The following is a 20,696-nucleotide window of genomic DNA, read 5'->3' on the forward strand; positions in this document are numbered from 1 at the left end:
GCGACCTTGGTCGCGACTTGCTCAAGCCTGCATCAGCAGGAACCAAACCCAAGGTCGTGTGCTTGCGTGGTCAGAAACTCAGCCGTATCGCAATGCGAATAAATCGCGACCAAGGTCGCTCCTGCGAAAGTATCGTCATGCCCGCTCCTGCGAATCGGCATAGGCCATAAGTCATGGCTCTGCGATGCACCACACAAACTCATGCAGCGACCCGCGCGCGCGGCGAATTTCGCATGCAACAATCGGCCCCTCTCTTCGCACCGAGGTCCCGCCGATGCTGCCGTCCCGTTGCCTGTCGCTCGCCATCGTTTCTGCCCTGTCGCTATTGCCGGTCGCGCATGCGCAAAGCATCGCGCCGGTCGATCAACCCTATCCGGGCACGGTCACGCTCACGGTCGATGCCAGCGATCTGAGCCGACGCATTTTTCGTGTGCATGAAGAAATTCCGGTCAGCGCCGGATTGGTTTCTCTGCACTATCCGGAATGGTTGCCGGGCAATCATTCGCCCTCCGGCCCGATCGATCAGCTCGCCGGCCTGCTGATCACCGGCAACGGTCAGCGCCTGCAATGGAAGCGCGATCCGCTCGATGTCTACACGATCCGCGTGCAGGTGCCGGCCGGCGTCGACAAGCTCGCCGTCGATTTCCAGTTCCTGTCGCCGCTCGATCGCGCCCAGGGCCGTGTCACGGTGACGCCGGAAATCGTCGGCGTGCAATGGAATGCCGTCGTGCTTTATCCCGCCGGTTACTACGCGAAGCAGATTCCGTTCCAAGCGAGCCTGAAACTACCCGATGGCTGGAAGTTCGGCAGCGCGCTGGAAGTCGCATCGCAAGCTGGCGCGCGCACCGAGTTCAAGACCGTTTCGCTCGACACCCTGGTGGATTCGCCGCTGTTCGCCGGAAAATATTTCCAGCGTTTCGATCTCGACCCGGGCGCGAAAATTCCGGTGCATCTGAACGTGGTCGCCGACGATGCGGAGGATCTCGACATCAAGCCCGAGATCCTCGCCAAGCACCGCGAGCTGGTGCAGCAGGCGTACAAGTTGTACGGCTCGCAGCATTACGCGCATTACGATTTCCTGCTCGCGCTGTCCGACCGTTTCGGCGGCATCGGTCTTGAGCATCACCAGTCCAGCGAAAACAGCGCCGACACCGACTACCTCACCGATCCGAAAAAATATCTCGGCAACGACCTGTTGCCGCACGAGTACACGCATTCCTGGAACGGCAAGTTCCGCCGCGGCGCCGATCTCGCCACGCCCAATTTCAATGTGCGCATGCAGGACAGCCTGCTCTGGGTCTACGAAGGGCAGACGCAGTATTGGGGCTACGTGCTGTCCTCGCGTTCGGGCCTGCTCAGCGCCGAACAGGTGCGCGATTCGATCGCACTCGTCGCCGCCGCTTACGACAAGCGCGAAGGCCGCGCCTGGCGCGACCTCGAAGACACCACCATGCAACCGATCATCACGCATCGCGGCAGCCAGGGCTGGCGCAGCTGGCAGCGCAGCGAGGACTATTATTCGGAAGGCCAGCTGATCTGGCTGGACGCCGACACGCTTATTCGCGAGAAGAGCGGCGGCAAGCGTTCGCTCGATGATTTCGCGCGCACGTTCTTCGGCGCCGAGAATGGCCGCGTCGAACGCCTGACCTATACCTTCGACGATGTCGTCGCGGCCTTGAATGCCGTGCAGCCGAACGACTGGGCGAGCTTCCTGCGCGAACGCCTCGATGGCCACGGCCCGGGCGCACCGCTTGCCGGTCTTGCGCGTGGCGGTTGGAAGCTCGTCTACACCGACAAACCCAGCAGCGTCGCGGAAGCGTCGGAGCGCGAACGCAAGTCCGCCGACTTCACCTATTCGATTGGCCTCAGTGTTTCCAGCAAGGACATGCGCATTGGCGATGTGCTCTGGGACAGCCCCGCGTTCAAGGCCGGCCTCGCTTCGTCGATGACGATCACCGCCGTCAACGGCATGACCGCGACTACCGACGGCCTCAAGAAAGCGATCACCGCCGCGAAGAAGACCGGCGCGCCGATCGTGCTGCTGGTCAACAACCTCGACCACATCGACACGGTGACGATCGACTACCGCGACGGCCTCAAGTACCCGCACCTCGAGCGCATCGCCGGCACCCCCGACCGTCTCGGCGACATCCTCACCCCGAGAAAATAAAAAGCTTTTCGTAGGAGCGACCCTGGTCGCGACCAGATCAGATCGCGGTACCGCCAGACGGTCGCGGCCAAGGCCGCTCCTACGAAACCCGAATACCGTATCCTTGCCGCCACCTTCCCGCTGGCGCACGTCATGACCCGCAATCGATGGCTGATCCTGGCGATAGTGCTGGTGCTGGGCTGGCAGTTCTGGACGCATCGCGCGGCCACATCGATCACGACGCCGGCAACAGGCAGCAGCGCCTCGCGGCCGGCGACATCGCCGCCGCTATCCTCGGCAAACTCCGCGCCTTCGGCACGGCACAATGATTCCGTCGGCGACGACAATAACGACAACAACAGCGCGTCGGACGGCCTTCCTGCCGAAGCCCGCACCACCTTGAAACTGATCGCCAGCGGCGGCCCGTTTCCCTACGATCGCGACGGCGTGGTATTCGGCAATTTCGAAAAACGCCTGCCGAAACAACCGCGCGGCTACTACCATGAATACACCGTGCCCACGCCTGGTGCGCACAACCGCGGTGCGCGCCGCATCATCGCCGGCGGCGAGCCGCCCGGCGATTTCTGGTACACCGACGATCACTACGAAACCTTTCGCAAGATCGAGGCCGCCCGATGAGCGTGCTCTGGTTCGATGGCCTGCTGACCCAGCTCGATGACGCCGGCGTGTATTTCCTGCCCGACGACGACGTCGACGAATTGCTCGAAGCCGCGGCGATCAATCGTTTCCCCTGCCTGCGTGTCGATCTGCGCGACTGCGCCGACAAGGCCGACCTGCTGCGCCGGCTCGCACTTGCGTTGAATTTTCCTGCGCATTTCGGCAATAACTGGGACGCCCTCGCCGACGCGCTCGGCGATCTGCGCAAGCCCGACAGTGAAGGCCTGGTGCTGTTGCTGGAAAACAGCGAACGCCTGCGCCTGCATGCCCTCGCTGAATTCAAGACCGCGATGGAAGTGCTGCAGGCCAGCAGCCGCGACTGGGCGCGCAGCAAGCGCCCGTTCTGGGCCTTCATCGCCCTCACCGATGCCGAGTTCAACGCCCTCGCCTAGCCCGTAGGAGCGCGCATGAGCGCGACTTGATTCGGCCGCTTGTGCATATGATCGGCGGCCGCGCCGCTGCGCTACGATGCCGCCATGCCTTCGCCGGAGATCGCCATGACACCGCCGCCCTATCTTTCCGACGACCAGATCGAGCGCCTCGCCGATCTTCTTGATCAGCGCGCCGCGCCGTTCCAGGGTTTCAACCTCGAAGCGCTTGATGGCTATCTGTCGGCGATCGTCGTCAGCCCTGGCGACATTCCCGCCAGCGAATGGCAGCCCGCGGTCTGGGGCCCAAAGCCGCCGCGTTGGGAATCGCCCGCCGAGGCCGAGGAAGTAGCGATGCTGCTGAGCGGCCATCTCAACGGCGTCACCGCGCGCGCGCGCCAGGGCGAGGATCTGCCCGATCATCTCTCGCCGCTGCTGTGGCTTCCGGAAGATCCGATGGCCGAACAGAAAGACGATCTCGATGTCGGCCGCGACTGGGCCTTCGGTTTTTTCCGCGGCGTCGAATTGCGCAGCGATGACTGGGATACGTGGCTGGACAAGGAAGACTGGATCGACGAGATCTTCGCGCTGCTCGAACAACTCGGCACCGGCGAAATCACCTCCGACAATCCGCAGGAAGCCGCGACGCCTGTGACCTACCGCGAGCGCGTCGAGATCGTCGCCAGCCTCCCCGGCATGCTCGCCGACCTCTACGTCCACCGCATCGAACAGCTCACCCCGCGCACGCCGGCAAAGCGCGCCGACGGTCCCGACCGCAACGACCTCTGCCCCTGCGGCAGCGGCAAGAAATACAAGAAGTGCCACGGCCAGAATTGATTGCGCGACGGCGGCATGACCACGCCGCGATTCCGTAGGAGCGGCCTTGGCCGCGACCGCATCAGATTGCGGTGCTTCGCCTTTGTAGGAGCGGCGCGAGCCGCGACCGCATCAGATCGCCGGATACGAACACGCATTCGATCAACGCAGGCACATGACCGCGGGTGTAGTTCCTGCTGAGGTCTGATCAACGCAAGCCAATGAGCTTGGGTGTAGTTTCTGCCGCGGCAAACATGGTCATGCCCGCTCCTACGGCCGACCGACAAATAACTCCCCGCATTCACACCAATAGGCGCACCCTGCATCACCGCGCCTCGCCCCGGCTCCCGCCGCCGGCGTTTCGACGCTCCCGTCGCCGACCGGACGCGGCTCATCCAACGCCGAGGTTCTTCATGTCCGCCGTCACTCCCATCGCAGCGCCGACCGCAACCAGCACCGATATCCTGCGCGACCAGTTCGCTGGCCACATCATCAACGCCCTGATCATCGCTCCCCGCCAACCCGGCATCGCCCGCCTCGATGTCGACGGCATGGCCCGCTCCGCCTACGAATACGCCGACGCGATGCTGCGCGCGCGCAGCCCGTAGGAGCGATGGCAAATCGCAACCCGTTCCCCCGTAGGAGCGGCTTAAGCCGCGACAAAGCCTGCCTCAGCAGGAGCTACACCCAAGGCCGCCTGCTTGCGTTGCTCTGAGGCCTGTCGCAGCAACCAGGAGACACCGCGGCACGCGTTGACGCATTGGTCTTCGCCGCCCAGCGGGTACTTTCTCCGCAAAAGAAAACGGCCACCTCGCGGCGGCCGTTTCCATTTCGCAATCAGCAAAAACCGATCACCAGATCCGCACGCGATCTTCCGGCTTCAAATACATCTTGTCGCCCGGCTTGACGCCGAACGCGGTGTACCAAGCGTCGAAGTTGCTTACCGGTCCGTTGAGGCGGTACTGCGGCGGCGAATGCGGGTTGGACTTGATGAGGTTCACCAGGGCTTCGTCGCGGTACTTGCCTTTCCAGATCTGCGCGAAAGCGAGGAAGAAGCGCTGGTCGCCGGTGAGGCCATTGATGACGGGCGCGGCTTTTCCTTTCAGGCTCAGGTGATAAGCCGTGTAGGCCATCGACAGGCCACCGAGGTCACCGATGTTTTCACCCATCGTCAGCGCACCGTTGACGCAGGTGTTGGGCAGCGGGCAGAAGCTGTTGAATTGCGCGCCCAGGGCTTTCACCTTCACGTCGAAACGCTTGCGGTCTTCGTCGGTCCACCAGTTGCGCTGGATGCCGGCGAAGTCGGATTTGCTGCCCTGGTCGTCGAAGCCGTGGCCCATTTCGTGGCCGATCACCGCGCCGATCGCGCCGTAGTTCACCGCCGGGTCGGCGTTGAGATCGAAGAACGGCGCCTGCAGGATCGCGGCCGGAAACACGATCTCGTTGAAGGTCGCGTTGTAGTAGGCATTCACCGTCTGCGGCGTCATGAACCATTCGTCGCGATCAGGCTTGGTGCCCAGGCGCGCGTTCTGGTCGTCGGCGTAGTACTTGCGCATCGCCATCGTGTTGGCGATCAGGTTGTCGGGCACGATGCTGACCTTGCTGTAGTCGCGCCACTTCGTGGTGTAACCGATCTTCGGGCGGAACGTATCGAGCTTGTGATAGGCCTCGGCCTTGGTGGCATCGCCCATCCAGTCAAGCTTGCCCAGGTTCTGCCGCAGCGCGACGCGCAGGTTCGCGACCAGCTGGTCCATCGCTGCTTTCGCTTCCGGCGTGAAATGTTCGGCGACGTAAATTTCGCCAACCGCATCGCCGAGGCCGCCAGAACCACCGACCAGCGTCACGCCGCGCTTCCATTGTTCGCGCTGCGTCTTCTGGCCGTTGAGCACGGTGCCGTTGAACGCGAACGAAGCGTCGTCGATTTCTTTGCTCAGCAGTCCGGCGTGATTGTCGACGGCGTTGAAGGTGAGGTAATCGCGCCAGACGTTGAGCGGCGTGTCGTTGATTACCGCCAGCACCGGGCCGATCGCGCTCGGCGTGCTGACGTTCACTTCCTCGGGCGAGCCCAGGCCCTGCTCTTTCGCATGCGCGGCCCAGCCGTACCCCGGGTACAGCGTGTCGAGATCGGCGAACTTGGTCAGGTTGTAGGTTTTGTCGCGGTCGCGCAGCTGCGCGCGATCCCACTGCGGCTTGGCGAGCGCGGTTTCCAGCGCCAGCACCGCTTCGGCGCGCGCCTTGCCATTGCTGATGCCGGCGAAGCCGAGCATGCGCTGGATGTGTTCGACATACGCGGCGCGGATGGCGACGAAGCGCGGATCGGGATTGAGGTAGTAGTCCTTGTCCGGCAGGCCGAGGCCGCCGACGCCGACGCCAACCAGGTAGCGATCGGGATTCTTGCGATCCAGGCTCACGCCCATGCCCACCGGCGACGCGGTGCCATCGACATCGGCGTCGCCGAACGCGGCGACCAGCGCGGCCTTGGAATCGATCAGCGCGATCTTGTCGAGCAGCGGCTTGAGTGGTGCGATGCCGGCGGCATCGCGCGCGGCGGTATTCATGTAGCTGGCGTAGAAATCGCGCACTTTCTGCGCGTTGCTGCCCGGCGCGATGTCGTTGCGCTTGCCCAGTGCTTCGATGATGTCGCGACTCTGCGCCTCGGCCTCGTCGCTGAGCGCGTTGAACGAACCGAAGCGCGTTTCGTAATCCTTGAGCTGATACGTATCGAGCCAATGGCCGTTGGCGTAGCGATTGAAGTCATCGCCGGGCTTGACCGAAGTGTCGCGGGCACTGAGGTCGACGCCGAACGCGCCGAAAGTCGGTGCGTGTGCGGGTTTGGCGGCCTGCGCCAGCGGCGCGGACAAGGCGAGAGCGAGGCTCAGGCTGAGCAGCGAGGGCTTCATCATGGGGCTCCTGATTCAAGGGTCGGGTCGTTGGGAACGGCGACCTTAGCGCATCGGCGACGGCGCGCAAGGGCGGGAGGTCATGGGTCCGGCCTTGGCTGGGACTCGTTTCCGATCAACGCGAGCATATGAGCTCGGGTGTAGTTTCTGCCGAGGCAAACCTGATCACTCGCGTGAGCCCTGCGTGAGGGCGCGGCGACTGATTTTCCGGGGATTCATCCGGCCGGCGGCATCCTCGCCCCGGGCTTGAATCCCACCGAGGAATCACATGAAAAAGATCATCGCTCTTTCTTCCGCGTTGCTGTTCGCTACCGCCATGATCGCCACGCCGGTCTTTGCCAAAGACAAGGACAAGGACCACAAGCAGAACCATGGCCACGCCGGCCAGAACGATCAGGGTTGGCACGACCAGGGACACAACGACCGGGGCGACGACCACGGCTACGGTCACGACAATCGCGGCGGCAACGGCAATGGCCGTTTCGAAGACCACTACCATGCGAAAAAGCACTACAAGGCCAGAGTCGTCTATGTGCAGCCGCGCGGTTATCACCCTGGCCGCTGGAATGTCGGCAACCGCCTGCCGCCGGGGTATTACGTCCGCGATTACTACGTCGACTATCGTGCCTACCGGCTGGCCCCGCCGCCGTACGGCTACCGCTGGGTCCGCGTCGACCGCGACGTCTATCTGGTTTCGACCAGAAACGGCCTGGTACGCGATCTGCTGATCGACCTGTTCTATTGATCATTGCTGTTTGAGTAATCCGCACGCAAGAAAAAGGGCCGGCAATGCCGGCCCTTTTTTGTGCGCGGTTGGCTCACGAGGTTATTTCCAGGTGTCCGCAGGAAAGACGATGACCTGTTGTTCGCGGCCTTCCGGCGCGGGTTCATCAGGGCCGCTGTTGCTGCAGTTCTCGCGGCCGATGCGGCCCATTTCCCGGAAGAGTTCGCGGGCGTTCGCTTCATCGTCCTTCTTCTTGTCGCCCGTGCCAGCGGGGAAAGAGATCATCATCGTTCCGCACTTGCCGAAATTGTGCACGGCCATTTTCGGCACCAGATCCTGCACGGCGCGGTCGACGCGGGCAACGAATGCGTCCGCCGGCATGTCGGCGGCGGCCACCGATGCGCGCACCTTGATCAGGAACAGCTGGCTGTAGAAAACATAGGCCAGCGAACGCATCGCCTGCCCGTTGTGCATGAAGCGGAGCGGGCGTTTACGCCCGACCAGCGTGGTCGCCGGAATCAGATCCTTGAGAAAATCCGGTGAATTCTTGTCGGCTTCGACGACGGGCGCAGCGGCCGTTGTCGTCGCGGCTGCATCGTCTTTCGGGCTCGCCTTGGCTTTCTGTTCGATGTCATCCTTGTCGAGAAACGAGCGCGGCGCCGGCACCGAAAAATCGCCGATATCGTCGAATTGCACATTGGCGTAGACCTGTTGTTTCTCCATGTCCCGGATCGCCGCTTCGACCTCCTGCATCGCACCGGTCAGGGCATCGGCCTCGCTCGCCCGGCCCAATGGGTAGATATAGATATTGAATTGCAGATGCGCCGTCACATCCTTGAAGGCATAAGCCAGCGAAACGCCGTCGGCTAGCCGCGAGGGGTCATAGCTTTCATCGTGCAAGGTGTAGTCGCCGACGACTTTCGGATAGCTGACAACGCTCTTGTCGATGAATTGTTTGCTGGTATCCGCCGTCGGGCGCTTGGCCAGCGTGATCGGCGCGAGTGCGAGCAAGGCGATGCAGAAAATCAGGCGCATAAGGGCTCCGGTATGGATGGAGGAAGCATAGGCGATATCCGGAAATCGCGGCGACGCTCCTGCTGCGACTTCCGTCACGTCTCCGACGCGCGCAGGCGCGCTGCGAGACCACTCCAGCGTTGCGCCTGGCGCGCGATGCCTTCGCGCAGTGTGGCTTCGCTGGCCCAGAGAGTGACGGCTTGCCGGCAACGGGTGAGGCCGGTGTAGATCAGCTCGCGCGATACCGGCCGGGCGTTGCGTTCGGGCAGGGCGAGGAAGACGCGCTCGAATTCCGAGCCCTGCGATTTGTGCACGGTCAGTGCGAACGCGGATTCGTGCGCCGGCAAAGCGGCCGGCAGCCAGGCACGTGGACCACCATCGGCATCGAACCAGACGCGCAACTCATCGCCCGCGTCGCGCCAGGCGATGCCGATGTCGCCGTTGAACAAACCATGGCGATAGCTGTTTTCGGTGACCAGCACCAGGCGGCCGTGGAAAAAACCTTCGCCGCGTCGCGCTGGATCGAGCGCAGCGGCGATCACCGCGTTGAGCGTCTGGCTGCCGGCCGCGCCTTCGCGTATAGCAGCAAGCACGCGGAATTTTTTCGCCGCAGCGAGTGCGTCTTCCACGTTCGCGGCGGCACACACCGCCGCATACGCCGGCAACGCCTGCGCGAGCACGGCTTCGGCCAGCGCGCGGTCCGGGCCCTGGCGCCAATGCACGCCACGAAACAGATCATTGTCCAGGCCGGCGAGCGCCGCCTCGACGTGACCATCGCGCACCAATGCCGCCAGCCGCGGCACGTCGATATCTTCCGATTGACGATGGCTGTGGGTGAGGTGGATACGCGCCAGCCTCGTCGGAGCCAGCTTGCTGGCGACCGCTGTGGTCGCAGAGGAATCCGAAGCAGCAGTCGCCAGCAAGCTGGTTCCTACGGCATCTGCGGCATCGCAAAGTGCAGCCAACACATCACCGGTTTCCACCGACGGCAGCTGGTCGCGATCGCCGATCAACAGCAGGGTCGCATGCTCCGGAACCGCTTCGACGAGTTTGCACATCAGCGGCAGATCGATCATCGAGGCCTCGTCGACGACCACCAGATCCGCTGGCAGCGGATGCGCGGCGTCGTGGCGGAATGCCGTGCTGTCGGGACGCCAGCCGAGCAGGCGATGCAGAGTGCGGGCATCGGGCGCGAGCTGCACGGCAGCGTCGGCGCTGATCGTTGCGTCGGCAACAAGCCGCGCCAGCGAATCGCGTACCGATTCGGCGAGTCGCGCCGCGGCTTTGCCGGTGGGCGCGGCCAGCGCGATCCGCGGAAAATGCCCCGCTCCTGCGGCGGTGTGCTGGAAATTCTCGGCAAACAACACCAGCGCCCGCGCCACCGTCGTGGTCTTGCCGGTGCCCGGCCCGCCGGTGAGCAGCAGGAAGCGCTGCGACAGCAACGCGCGCGCGGCCTCGGCTTGCGCGCGCTGATCGCCGTCGGCGTCGGGAAACAATTGTGCGAGTCGCGCATCTGTCGCTACGTCCGCGATGACCGTCGAAGGCGCGGCGCGTTTGCTGATCGCTGTCGCCAGCCGCGTCTCGTACTTCCAATAACGACGCAACGACAGCGCTTCGCCCTCAAGAACCAACACCGTAGGAGCAGCGTGAGCCGCGACCATTTCTTCATCAGGCTGGTTTTCCGCGGGATTCGTCGCGGTCAGACCCGTTCCTACGAATGGCGATGCGCGCAGCAGCGCGCACCAATCGTCCAGCGCCGGCAACGTCGGTGGCTCGCGATCGCCGACGAGATCGAGCAGCAGCTCACCGACTTGCGCCAGCGGCAACTGGCTATGGCCTTGCGCGACCGCACGGCTGCACAGCGCCGCCGTAGCGAGGACGGCATCGGGCGTGTCCGGCCGCAGCCGGCGCAGGCTTTCGGCGAATGCATGATCCACCGTGCGCAGCCAGCCACCGCGATAAAGATCGGCAAGCAGGCTCATGCGTCGGCTCCCGACGGCAGCGCGAACAGGCGATCCAGCGATTCCAGCAGCGGCACCGGCAGCGTGAGCGCGTGGATGCCGGGGGAGTCGGCGGCGAGTGCGTCCAGGCCGCGACAGAAAAGATAGCGCACGCCGCCCAGATGCCGCGTCGGGTCGTAGGCGGTGCCGAGGCGGAAGCGCAGCCAACGATGCAGGGCCAGCGAATAGATCACGTATTGCAGGTCGTATTCGCTGTCGCGCACCGCCTGCGCCAGCGTTGCGGGCGCGTAGTCGCGCAGCTGGTTGGATTTGTAGTCGAGCACGTAATAGCGCCCGGCATGTTCGTAGACCAGATCGATGAAGCCGGTGAGCAAGCCTTCCAGGCGACGGCGCGCGCCGAAGGCCGTGCGTTCGCTGACCAGGCCATGCGCGTGCAGCAACGCGAGAAAATCCGTCACCGCGGTTGGTGCCAACGCGAGATGGAATTCCATTTCCGCGCATTGCGCCTCGCGCGGCAACGCGGCAAGGCGTGCGCCTTCCGGCAGACGCACGTTGACGGTGTTGGCGATCAATGCGGTCAGCAGCGGCACGCCTTCGTTCTGGTCGGCCTCGCTGGCGTAGCCCTGTTCGCGCAATGCCTGTGCGACCAGGTCGAGTTGTCCCGGCGGCGGCAATTCGCCGCGCCAGTCGCGCCACGCTTCGGTGTCGGCGAGTTCGAGCGCGGTGTGCAGGCTGTTGCCGAAGCGCGCACCGGCAAAACGTGATGGCGTGATTGCGGTCGCGATGGCCGGCTCGACTTCATCGCCAGCGCCGCGCTCTTCGGCGCCGGCATCGGCGCGCGCAAGTTGCGAAAAGCTGTAGATCCACCAATCGCGATCGAGCATGCGTTGGGCGATGGCCGCGGGAGGGACGACGGCGGTCGCGTCGCCCGGAATCGCATCGGCAAGCGCTGCGGAATCCTGCGCGCTTGCGTCAGCGGCGGGAACGACGGCGATGGCATGGGCGCTGCCAAGCGCGGCGGCGCGATCACGCAGCAGATCCAGACGCAGGCCGATGTTCGCCGCGTCGATTTTCATTGCTTTGTCGGCGTCGGCGTCGCGATGCAGCAGCCAGGCGAGCGCGGTTTTTTCCGCACCGGTGGCCGGCCCCCAGGCCAGCCAGGTCGCCAATCGTGCGCGGGTCAGGCCGACGTAAAGCAGGCGCAGATCTTCCGCGCGTTCTTCGGCCTCGTCGCTACGCTGTTCCTGCCCCTGCTTTTCCGGATACAGCTGTGCGACGCGCTGCGTGCCGTCGTGAAAACTCGCCATCGCCGGCGTGCTCGCATGCCGACCATTGCCGCCGGTGGCGACGAAAGGCAGAAACACCAACTCGAACTCCAGTCCCTTGCTCTTGTGCAGCGTGAGGATCTTGACGCGTTCGGCATCGGACTCCAGGCGCAGCAATTCGCCTTCGCTCTCGGCATCGGCATCGGCGATGCGACGATCGAGGAAATCGCAGAGACCGGCGAGGCCGAATATCCGGGCGTCGGCGTCCTGCAACGCTTCGGCGAGCTGCAGGTAGTTGGTCAGGCGCCGCTCGCCGTCGCGCAAGTTCAGCAGGCGCGCCGCGTTGTCCGCGCACAGATCGTTGAGCAGTGCGAGCGGGCCGTGGCGTTCGCTGCGCTCGCGCCAGTGCTGCAATCGGTCCTGCCACTGTCGGTGGGCGTTGTCGTCAGCGTCGAGCGCGGCGATCGCCAGGGCATCAAGACCGAACAATGGCGCCGCCAGAGCGGCACGCAGGCGCGCGTCGTCGCCGGGTTCGCGCAGCGCGGCGAACAGCCAGCGCAGATGCCGCGCTTCGTCGGTCTGGTACAGGCTGAGCTTGCCCGCCGCGACGCTGGCGATGCCGGCCGCGGCGAGTGCGCGCTGCATGCGTGCGCCGTCGTCGTGGCGTTCGACCAGGATGGCGATATCGCCCGCGCGTACACCGCCACAGTGGCCGTCCCGGCCCTGTCGCGTCACCCGACCGGCGGCGCCGGCGACGAGCAGTTCGCGGATCGCCGCGACGCAGGCGCCGGCAGCGCATTCGCGCGCTTTCTCGATACCGCCTTCCTGCTGGTCGAAGGTCAGCACCGTCAACGCCGGCATCGACACGCCATCGCGTTGCAGATGCGCATCGTCATTGCGGTCGCCAGCGATGACTGGCGTGAAGGCGATGCCGGGTTGCGCGAACGCGTTCGTGCCCGCGAGATCGAACAGCGCCTGCACCGCCGTCAGCAGCGCCGGCCGCGAACGGAAATTGTGCGTGAGCGAATGCCGTTGACCGGCGCCGACCTTGCCCGCCGCGGCGAGATAGGTGAAGACATCGCCGCCGCGGAAACGATAGATCGACTGCTTGGGATCGCCGATCAGGAACAGCGCGCGCTGTGCATCAGCGTCGTCGGGCGCCGCGAACACGTGCGCGAAGATCGCCCATTGCCGCGCGTCGGTATCCTGGAATTCGTCGAGCAACGCGACCCGATACTGTTTGCGCAGGCAGGCCGCGAACGCTTCGCCCTGCTCGCCGGCCAGTGCGTCGGCGACGCCACGGATCATGTCGTCGTAACCGAGCAGGCCGCGCTGCTGCTTGATCGCATCGAGGCGTTCGCGCGCGAAATGCAGCGCGTCGTGCACTAGCGCAACGCGCCGATGCTGTTCGACCTCATCGTGGAAATGGCGCGCGGCCAGCCAGTCTTCAATCGCGGCGAAAAACGGCGAGACCGGCGTGACGCCTTTCTTGCTGGTGGCATCCTTCAACGCCGTATCGGTGAAGCGGCCAATCTTGCCACTGTCGATGATGGGATCATCGACAAATCCGCCGTCCCGCCAGGAACGCAGGGCACGCCAGACCGCCTCGAAGGTTTCGCTGCGGATGGTGTTGTTATTGAGCGACTTGTCGGCGAGGGCTTTGCCCACCAGGGCATACGCGGCTTCGCCATCTTTGAGGAACGCTTGCGTCAGGCGCTGCCGGGCGAGCATCAGAGCCGCATCTGCATCCGTTTCCTGATGTTCTGGCTGAGGCAGCAATACGTCCACCGTCAGCAAGCCGCGCAGGCTCCGCGCCAATTCCTTTGGCGCCCCCCAGATATCGCGCAGCAGCCGCGCGTCCTGTTCGTTGCGCGAGCGCAGGCGCCAGAATGCGGCCGCGACTTCCTCGCGCAGCGCGGTCTCATTTTCTATCAGCGCGCGCTCGATCAGCGGCTGCCCGGCCTCGAGCGCATGGTCGGCGAGCGCGCGACGACAGAAACCATGGATGGTGTGGATCGGCGCCAGATCCATCGCGGCGACCGCGACGCGCAGCCGGTGGCGCAGGGCGTCGCGACCTTCGCGGGCGATCGCGGCATCGAGCAAGGCCTGCGTTGATGCCGCCGCCGGATCGTCCTGCGGCAGCGCGCTGTCCAGGCGGGTGAGGGCGAGCAGCAGGCGCTCGCGCAGACGCTCGCGCAACTCCTTGGTCGCGGCTTCGGTGAAGGTGACCGCGAGGATTTCCGAAACCGGAAGGCGCTGCTCGATCACCAGGCGCGAATGAATCGTCGCCAGCGTGAAGGTCTTGCCGGTGCCGGCGCTGGCTTCGATCAGCTGCAGACCGCACAGTGATACCTGCAGACCGAGGTCCTGGTCCAGCGCGGTCACGGGATTCCTCCCGGCGTGCCCGCGAGCGCATCCAATACCTCGCGGGCGGCGGCGAGGAAGGCGTCCGCTGCATCCGACGGCGATGCGTCATCGAAAGGATCGCGGCCGCGCAGCGTGAGGCGCACGGCTTCGTCCTCGCCTTCGCCATGACCGCCGCGCTTCTTCCATTCTTTCTTCGCCTCTGCCCAGCCGTCACGACCCGCGCGAAAATTTTTGTAGAGCACATGCGCGGTCTTTGGCATGAATGGCAGCAATTCGCGCGTCGCACCTTGTTGCAAGGCGAGCAGTGCACGCAGGCCGGCGCGTGCACTGGCGGCGGAAACCGGCGTTATTTCCTGCGGCGATTCGCCGCGTACGAAGCGATGGATGGGTCGCGTTTCGCCCAACGCGGCCCAGACCAGCGCATCGATGCCGAGGGTGAGCAGGGTTTTTCCGTGGCCCCTGCTCGCGCTGAACTGCAACAGGCCGCCGTCGTGGATCGCGGCGAGATCGCCGGTCAGCACGATGCCGTCGAGATCGAGCTCATATCGCCGGACCTGCGTCGCGCCCTGCGCCAGTCGCCGCCAGGCGACGGCCTGCGGCGTCAGTTCCGCAAGTATCTGCTTCAGTTCGATGTGGCCGTCGGCGCCGGGCGCGAGGCGGCCTTCGGCGAGCAGGCGCGCGCGCAATGCGTCGCTGTCCGGCGGCGCGTCGGCGATCAATGCCGCGAACACGCGCTGGCGCAGCGAATGCGCGCGCAGGTGATCGTCGTCGCCCTGCGGTTCGGCATCGGGCAGCGCGTCCTCGACGGAATCCAGATGCAGGCCGAGACCGTGACGCAGATATGCGCGCGGCGGATGCGCGAGCGTGCGTAGCAATTCGGCGCGCGTGACGATGCGCGGTGCGGCATCGGATTCCCGTGCAGGCAGTGCTGCGGAAAATACCGGCAGAACCGCGCGCGCGCTTTCGCTGGCATCCGCCGATGGGCGCCAGTTCGCCCGGTAGCTCATGCGCCGGGCATCGCCTTGCCCGAAAGCCGCGGGTGCGAACGGTTGCAGCGGATGCGCGACGACAAGATCCTTGCGCACCTGTACGGGAGCGGCGAAATACTGCGCGGCCGCGTCGGCGAGTTCGGCTACCACCACCGACGGCGGCAAGGTCTCGCCGCTGCGCGGATCCTGGCCCAGCCAGCTGACGTAGAAGACATCGCCGGCGGCAGCGAACAATTGCAGGAACAGACTACGGTCGTCGTCGCGGATGGAGCGGTCGCCGTGCTGGCGCTGCGCCGTGGCGAGCGCAGCGGCGAGACGGTTGAAGCCACCGGCGGGATCGCGGCGCGGAAATTCGCCGTCGTTCATGCCCAGCAGGCAGATCACCCGGAACGGAATCAGCCGCATCGGCACCATCTTGCCGAAGGTCACGCCGCCGCTGAGCCAAGGTTGGCGCGTGTCGTCTTCATTGAGCGCGGACTGGAACCAGGCGCGCATCACCGCCGCCGGAATCGCCGTGGTCAATCCGGCGACGCGCGCCTGTTTGGCGAAATTCGCGATCAATCCATGCAGCCATTCCAGCGTGCGCTGATCGCCCGCGATGGTCGGGCGTTCGGGAAACACATCGGCGAGCAGTTGCGTCAGTCGCGTCTGCCAATCGTCGGCCGAATGCGTACCCTGCAACTGTCGTTGCCAGCGCGCGAACACGCGCAGGCCTTGCAGCAGGGCATCGAGCGTGGCGATGGCGGTGCCTTCGAGCAAGGGCAGCGGCGCGACGCCGGCCGTGCTTTCGTCGCTGTCCAGCGCATGGCCGAGCAGCAGGCGATCGATCGCCCAGGCCCAGGTGTAGGCCGATTCGTCCGGCGCATCGAGTGCGAGCCGGTGCGCGGCATTGAGGCCCCAGCGTGCTCCTGCGGCCTGCAGCCAATCGCGCAGGCTGTCGAAATCCCGGCCCTCGAGATCGAAGCGCTGCGCGATCGCCGGCACCGCCAGCCATTCCAGAACTTCGGTCGCGGTGAAGCGTGCTTCCGGTAGCGACAACAGTTTCGCGAACGCTTCGGCTAGCGGTTGCGTGGCGAGCACGCTGCCGTCGCCGATGGCATAGGGAATCGCCAGCGCGCCTTCCGCGCCGCCGAACACGGCGGCGATATGCGGCGCATAGGCATTGATGTCCGGCGTGAGTACGGCGATGTCGCGCGGCTGCAGGTCGGGATTTTTTTCCAGCAGGTCGCGCAGCTGGTCGTGCAGCACCTGCACCTCGCGCAGACGCGTGTGGCAGCTGTGCATCTGCAACGTGTGATTGCCGGCATCGCCACGATCGAAGGCCGGGCATTTTTCGTCGCCGCGCATCATCGGCGTCGGCAGGCGCGCGAGCAGGTCGCGCTGCAGTTGATGCAGCAGGCCCGGGCGCATGACCGGATCGGGCGGCGTGTAGACAGCCTGCTCCCAGGTGGGATGCGCGACTTCATAGGAAAACAGCAGCTGCACGAAATCGCGACCGGCGGCGCCGTTGTCGCGCAGCAGCGGATTTTCGCGATCGGCGAACACCGCGTCGGCGCTATCGCGCAGGCGTTCACGGGCGCTGCGCAGGTCGCCCCACCAACCGGCGACGGGCGAGACGAAGAAGAACTGCAGCACGCCGGCGCGCGCCGACGAGGCGATTACGCGCAGCACATCCGGCGAGACGTTCTGGCAGGCGAACGCGAATACACGCACCGGCAAGCCCGTCGGCGGCGGCGAATCGTCTTCGCCGAAACGCGACAGATAGGCCTGCAGGCGGGCCGCGCGATGCGTTTGTCCGCGAGTCGCGCGCCGCCACAATTCCGCCTGCCAATCGTCGCGATCGGCACCGGCATCCCAGCGGATCAGCCAGGCGCGCCGCCAGGCCTGGTATTTCTCGAACATGCCGGCAAGCTCGCCCGCCAACGTCCATGCCGCAAGCGCGCGGTCGTCGCCCGCAAGCACGGCGCGCAGCGGCGCGAAAACTTCTGCCGCCATCGCCACGTCATCGGCGAGCAGCGACCACAGCCGCCAGCGCAGCGTCGCGGCCTCGGCGAGAGCGAGATCGCTGCTGCCATCGACATTGGCATCGAGCGCGCGCGCAACGAATTCGCCAGGCGTGAGGAATTCGATATTGGCAGCGATGCCGTGGCGTTCGGCCAGTGTTTTCTGCAACCAGCGGCGCATCGCCGGCTGCGGAATCAGGATCGTGTCGGGAGCGAGCAAAGACCCGCCGCCGGGCTTCGCCAATTCGGCCGCGAGGATGCCCGCAAGCATGTCGAGGTCGTTGCCGTGGTACAGGCGAAAGTCGGGGGCGGCGGGCATGGCGGCATGATGCCGGATGCCGGTCGCATCCGACGAGACCGCTCACGCCAGTCCTGGCAATTCGTCCTCGAAGCGGATCAGGTGGCGCACGCCCGGCGTCAGCGGCTCGACCTGGTAGTGGCCGCGCTGCGCGAGCACGCGGTCGGAAATCGCCGGCAGCGCGTTCGCCTCGACTGGGAAGTCGACGAAGGGCGAGACTTCGATCTCGATCAGCAACTCGATCTGCAGGTGCTGGATCTGGCCCGGCATCACGTCGAGCTTGAGCAGCACGCGATGCACGGCGTCCATGCGCGTGGCTTCGCGCACCGCGGCCTGGCAGATGCGATAGACCGCGGTGCGCGCGTCGTCGCTGAGCGCTTCGATGCGGCCGTAGAACATCGTTTCGAAGACGATGCCGGCGTCCTCGAGCATCTCGCGCAATGGGCCGAAGCCGATCGCCTCGCGCAACCCATGTGTGTCCAGCGCCTGCGGACGCAGTTGCCGCAGCACGCGGCGCAGGCTGTCCTGCATTTCCCGCACTTGTTCGCGCACCGATTCGAGCAGGCGCAGCGTCTGCTGGTCGCGGACATCGCGGAAGGCCAGGCTGATACGCGTGCCGAGCGCGTGGATGGCGGCGCCGAGTTCGTAGTCGAGCTCGCCGGCGAGCTCGCGCTGGCCTTGCTCTTCCAGGCGCACGAGACGCTGGCTGACGTCACGCAGGTCGCTGGCGAAACGCGCGAGGTCCTGGTTGGCCTGGCCGAGTTCGCGATGACGCGCGCCGAGGTTTTCGTGGCTGCGGCGCAGCTCGCTGCTCGCGGCGCCGAGCACCAGGCCGCCACCGCCGATCACCGCCAGCGCGAGCTGCAGCGCGCTCAATTCGACCGGCAACGCATGCAGGCGACCGAGCAGTTCGATGCCCAGGCCGATCAGTGCGATCGCCAGCGCCGCGCCTTCCCAGCCCTGCCGGAACGAGACATAGAAGATCGGCGCGAAACCGAGCATCAACAGATACGGGGCGAGATCGGCGCGTTGCTGCAGCAGCACGAACACCGACAGCGAGAACAGCGCGAGCAGGCCGAGATCGCGCCACAGCGTACGTTGCAGCGGGCGGCGCAGGTCCGGGCGGAACAACAGGATCAGCGCTGGCGCCATCACCAACTGGCCGGTGAAATCGCCATAGAGGAAAGCGAACGTGCCGGCCAGCGAACCGCGCGCCAGCCCGACGCCGCCCGACAGGTAATGCGACAGCACTGGCGCGACCAGCGCCGCGCTGGCCAGGCCGGTCGCGACCAGCAGCAGCATGCGCGCCGGCGTGTCGATCCGGGCTTGTTCACTGCTGCCGCGCACCAGCAGCACCAGCACGGCATAGATGAGGAAGGGCAGGACCTCGAGCGCGAAGAACACCGGCGTCAGCAGCGGATCGCCGCGCCAGACCGACATCAGCGCCAGGCCGATCCACTCGCCGGCCGCAAGCCAGCCCCAGCGCCGCGTCGGCGTCAGCCAGAGCGCGCCAAGGCGCAGACCCGCGGGCAGGAACCACAGCACGTGCGATACCCGCGCCAATATTTGCCAGGCCAGCCCGTACAACAGCGCAGCCAGCAGCCAGCGCCCGAGCGCACGCCAATCCCGGGAAGCGGTCGCCGACGGGGCATCCGGGATCATTCGAGCGGACTCGAGCGGGAGGCGGGCAACATGCCGATGATTAGCCCGCAACCCGGCGGCGGGGTCAATAGAGCTGATCGGCCAGACCAATTCGACGCCTGTGCTTTTAATGGCGAGGGGCTGGCCGATATAATCCGCCCCTTCGCATTTATCGGGCCGCGGCCCGCACCGGAACCTCTGTGCGCAATCACGACCTCGTGTTCCTCAAGCATTTCTCCCAGGTGATCGGCGTGCTGGTGGCCATCACCGGCGCATTGATCCTGCTGGGTCTGTACATCAACGGCCTCAAGCCGGCGGAAGTGAACAAGACCGCCGAAGCCGCCAAGGTCGAGCGCATCCAGCCGGTTGGCGCGGTGTACGCCGGCGCCACCGGTGCCGCCGCCCAGGCCGCCGCAGTGGCCGCGGCCGCCGAAGCCGCCAAGGGCCAAGTCGCTTACGGCGGCTCGCTAGACGGCTCGGTGATCTTCGGCAACCTGTGCACCGGCTGCCACACCGCCGGCGTCGCCATGGCGCCCAAGCTCGAAAAGGCCGCGTGGGCGCCGCGCATCGCCCAGGGCAAGGAAACGCTCTACAAGCATGCGATGGAAGGCTACAAGGGCCCCGATGGCGGCATGATGCCGGCCCGCGGCGGCAACCCGGCGCTCAGCGACGCGCAGATCGCCGCCACCGTCGACTGGATGATCAGCCAGCTGAAGTAAGCTGCGAACCCCGATCGTTTTCGAACGCCGCCTCCGGGCGGCGTTTTTGTCTCTGGAGGTCGTGATGAAGATTGTCGCTGCGTTCGCGCTGGCGTTGTTCGCATTGAATGTCGCTGCCCAGGTTGCGGAACCCGTCGGCCCCAGCAAGGTGCTGGCGATCAGCGAAGTGCAGGGCACCGGGTTGCAAAGCCCGATGATCGGGCAGCGGGTGATGGTTGAGGGTGTGGCGGTGTATGCCGGCAGTCCTGCGGACCAGCAGGCCGGCATGTATCTCCAGAGCGTGAAGTGGGGCAGCGACAGGCACGCATCCAATGCGATCTATGTCGTCCTTTCGCCGGCCACCAGCAGGATCAAGCGTGACGTGTTGGTGCGTGTGACCGGCACCGTTGCCGAACTTGGCACCGCGCCGAACACCATGACGGCACTGGTCGATGCACACCTGCAGATACTTGGTGCCGCAAAACGTCCTTCCACCTCTTTCCCGGGCGCGCAAATCGATGAATTCGGCCTGGAGCGATACGAAGGCGTGTCATTGATCTATTCGGTCACGGTGACCGGTGCTGATCACCTGCGCGACCGCGGGGAATTGGATGTCAGTCTGGACGGACGATTGTTCTCGCCGACCGAAGTGGCGACGCCGGGCAAGGCAGCAAATTCGGTCGCCGAAAAGAATGCGCGGCGACTGGTGGTAGTCGATGACTCGCTCGACCTCCAGGCGCCAGCTAGTCAGTGGTATCTCCAATGGCCGGTGAGCCAGAAAACTCCGCTTCGTGTCGGCGAGTCGCTTTCCTTTTGGGGCGTGCT

At 65.4% G+C, this 20,696-nt stretch carries 13 protein-coding genes and 1 pseudogene; 8 read left to right on the top strand and 6 right to left on the bottom strand.

All coding sequences use genetic code 11. The annotated features are described in order from the left end of the window. Window positions 1-274: 274 nt before the first annotated feature. The 5 genes from VKM35_RS10990 to VKM35_RS11010 all read left to right on the top strand — a co-directional run bounded on the left by VKM35_RS10990 (window position 275) and on the right by VKM35_RS11010 (window position 4,619). On the top strand, window positions 275-2,170 hold the full coding sequence (locus VKM35_RS10990; RefSeq protein WP_324321064.1) for a hypothetical protein: 1,896 nt from the start codon (window positions 275-277) through the stop codon (window positions 2,168-2,170). Window positions 2,171-2,302: 132 nt separating this feature from the next. Further along, window positions 2,303-2,788, top strand: a complete 486-nt coding sequence (locus VKM35_RS10995; protein WP_324321065.1) for a ribonuclease domain-containing protein — start codon at window positions 2,303-2,305, stop codon at window positions 2,786-2,788. After that, window positions 2,785-3,219, top strand: coding sequence for a barstar family protein (locus VKM35_RS11000; RefSeq protein ID WP_324321066.1), 435 nt, complete (start codon window positions 2,785-2,787; stop codon window positions 3,217-3,219). The genes VKM35_RS10995 and VKM35_RS11000 overlap by 4 nt, the downstream gene beginning before the upstream one ends. A 105-nt stretch (window positions 3,220-3,324) precedes the next feature. Beyond that, window positions 3,325-4,032, top strand: a complete 708-nt coding sequence (locus VKM35_RS11005; RefSeq protein WP_324321067.1) for a UPF0149 family protein — start codon at window positions 3,325-3,327, stop codon at window positions 4,030-4,032. 392 nt (window positions 4,033-4,424) lie between these two features. Next, the gene (locus VKM35_RS11010) at window positions 4,425-4,619 is read left to right on the top strand and encodes a hypothetical protein (RefSeq protein ID WP_324321068.1); all 195 of its coding nucleotides are present in this window, start codon (window positions 4,425-4,427) and stop codon (window positions 4,617-4,619) included. 243 nt (window positions 4,620-4,862) lie between these two features. On the opposite strand, the gene VKM35_RS11015 is transcribed toward VKM35_RS11010, so the two are convergent. Continuing rightward, entirely contained in the window at window positions 4,863-6,911 is a 2,049-nt protein-coding gene (locus VKM35_RS11015) for a M13 family metallopeptidase (RefSeq protein ID WP_324321069.1), read from the bottom strand. Window positions 6,912-7,179: 268 nt separating this feature from the next. On the opposite strand from VKM35_RS11015, the gene VKM35_RS11020 reads away from it, so the two are divergent. Then, the gene (locus VKM35_RS11020) at window positions 7,180-7,656 is read left to right on the top strand and encodes an RcnB family protein (RefSeq protein WP_324321070.1); all 477 of its coding nucleotides are present in this window, start codon (window positions 7,180-7,182) and stop codon (window positions 7,654-7,656) included. A gap of 81 nt (window positions 7,657-7,737) precedes the next feature. Here VKM35_RS11020 and VKM35_RS11025 read toward each other — a convergent pair whose 3' ends face one another. The 5 genes from VKM35_RS11025 to VKM35_RS11045 form a co-directional block, all read right to left on the bottom strand. Further along, on the bottom strand, window positions 7,738-8,670 hold the full coding sequence (locus tag VKM35_RS11025; RefSeq protein ID WP_324321071.1) for a hypothetical protein: 933 nt from the start codon (window positions 8,668-8,670) through the stop codon (window positions 7,738-7,740). Window positions 8,671-8,744: 74 nt separating this feature from the next. Then, window positions 8,745-10,631 (bottom strand): exodeoxyribonuclease V subunit alpha, encoded by a 1,887-nt coding sequence (gene recD, locus VKM35_RS11030; protein ID WP_324321072.1) that lies wholly within the window; start codon window positions 10,629-10,631, stop codon window positions 8,745-8,747. Continuing rightward, on the bottom strand, window positions 10,628-14,260 hold the full coding sequence (recB, locus tag VKM35_RS11035; RefSeq protein ID WP_324321073.1) for an exodeoxyribonuclease V subunit beta: 3,633 nt from the start codon (window positions 14,258-14,260) through the stop codon (window positions 10,628-10,630). Before recB ends, recD begins: the two co-directional genes overlap by 4 nt. Beyond that, complete coding sequence (gene recC, locus VKM35_RS11040) at window positions 14,257-17,553, bottom strand: exodeoxyribonuclease V subunit gamma (RefSeq protein WP_324321074.1); 3,297 nt, start codon at window positions 17,551-17,553, stop codon at window positions 14,257-14,259. Before recC ends, recB begins: the two co-directional genes overlap by 4 nt. Window positions 17,554-17,595: 42 nt before the next feature. After that, complete coding sequence (locus VKM35_RS11045) at window positions 17,596-19,194, bottom strand: MASE1 domain-containing protein (protein WP_324321075.1); 1,599 nt, start codon at window positions 19,192-19,194, stop codon at window positions 17,596-17,598. Between the two features lie 179 nt (window positions 19,195-19,373). Here VKM35_RS11045 and VKM35_RS11050 point away from each other — a divergent pair, with 179 nt between their 5' ends. Both VKM35_RS11050 and VKM35_RS11055 read left to right on the top strand, forming a co-directional pair. Beyond that, a complete protein-coding gene (locus VKM35_RS11050) occupies window positions 19,374-19,892 on the top strand; it encodes a c-type cytochrome (RefSeq protein WP_324321076.1) in 519 nt (172 codons plus the stop codon). A gap of 64 nt (window positions 19,893-19,956) precedes the next feature. Beyond that, a pseudogene (locus tag VKM35_RS11055) lies at window positions 19,957-20,696 on the top strand (hypothetical protein); the annotation flags it as partial.

This window comes from Arenimonas sp. (genome assembly GCF_035312645.1).
In the GTDB taxonomy this organism is placed as follows: domain Bacteria; phylum Pseudomonadota; class Gammaproteobacteria; order Xanthomonadales; family Xanthomonadaceae; genus Arenimonas.

Excerpts from the sequence above, each read along its gene's own strand:
- VKM35_RS10990 (WP_324321064.1), top strand. The coding sequence starts at position 275 with ATGCTGCCGTCCCGTTGCCTGTCGCTCGCCATCGTTTCTGCCCTGTCG.
- VKM35_RS10995 (WP_324321065.1), top strand. The coding sequence starts at position 2,303 with ATGACCCGCAATCGATGGCTGATCCTGGCGATAGTGCTGGTGCTGGGC.
- VKM35_RS11000 (WP_324321066.1), top strand. The coding sequence starts at position 2,785 with ATGAGCGTGCTCTGGTTCGATGGCCTGCTGACCCAGCTCGATGACGCC.
- VKM35_RS11005 (WP_324321067.1), top strand. The coding sequence starts at position 3,325 with ATGACACCGCCGCCCTATCTTTCCGACGACCAGATCGAGCGCCTCGCC.
- VKM35_RS11010 (WP_324321068.1), top strand. The coding sequence starts at position 4,425 with ATGTCCGCCGTCACTCCCATCGCAGCGCCGACCGCAACCAGCACCGAT.
- VKM35_RS11015 (WP_324321069.1), bottom strand. The coding sequence starts at position 6,911 with ATGAAGCCCTCGCTGCTCAGCCTGAGCCTCGCTCTCGCCTTGTCCGCG.
- VKM35_RS11020 (WP_324321070.1), top strand. The coding sequence starts at position 7,180 with ATGAAAAAGATCATCGCTCTTTCTTCCGCGTTGCTGTTCGCTACCGCC.
- VKM35_RS11025 (WP_324321071.1), bottom strand. The coding sequence starts at position 8,670 with ATGCGCCTGATTTTCTGCATCGCCTTGCTCGCACTCGCGCCGATCACG.
- recD (WP_324321072.1), bottom strand. The coding sequence starts at position 10,631 with ATGAGCCTGCTTGCCGATCTTTATCGCGGTGGCTGGCTGCGCACGGTG.
- recC (WP_324321074.1), bottom strand. The coding sequence starts at position 17,553 with ATGCCCGCCGCCCCCGACTTTCGCCTGTACCACGGCAACGACCTCGAC.
- VKM35_RS11045 (WP_324321075.1), bottom strand. The coding sequence starts at position 19,194 with ATGATCCCGGATGCCCCGTCGGCGACCGCTTCCCGGGATTGGCGTGCG.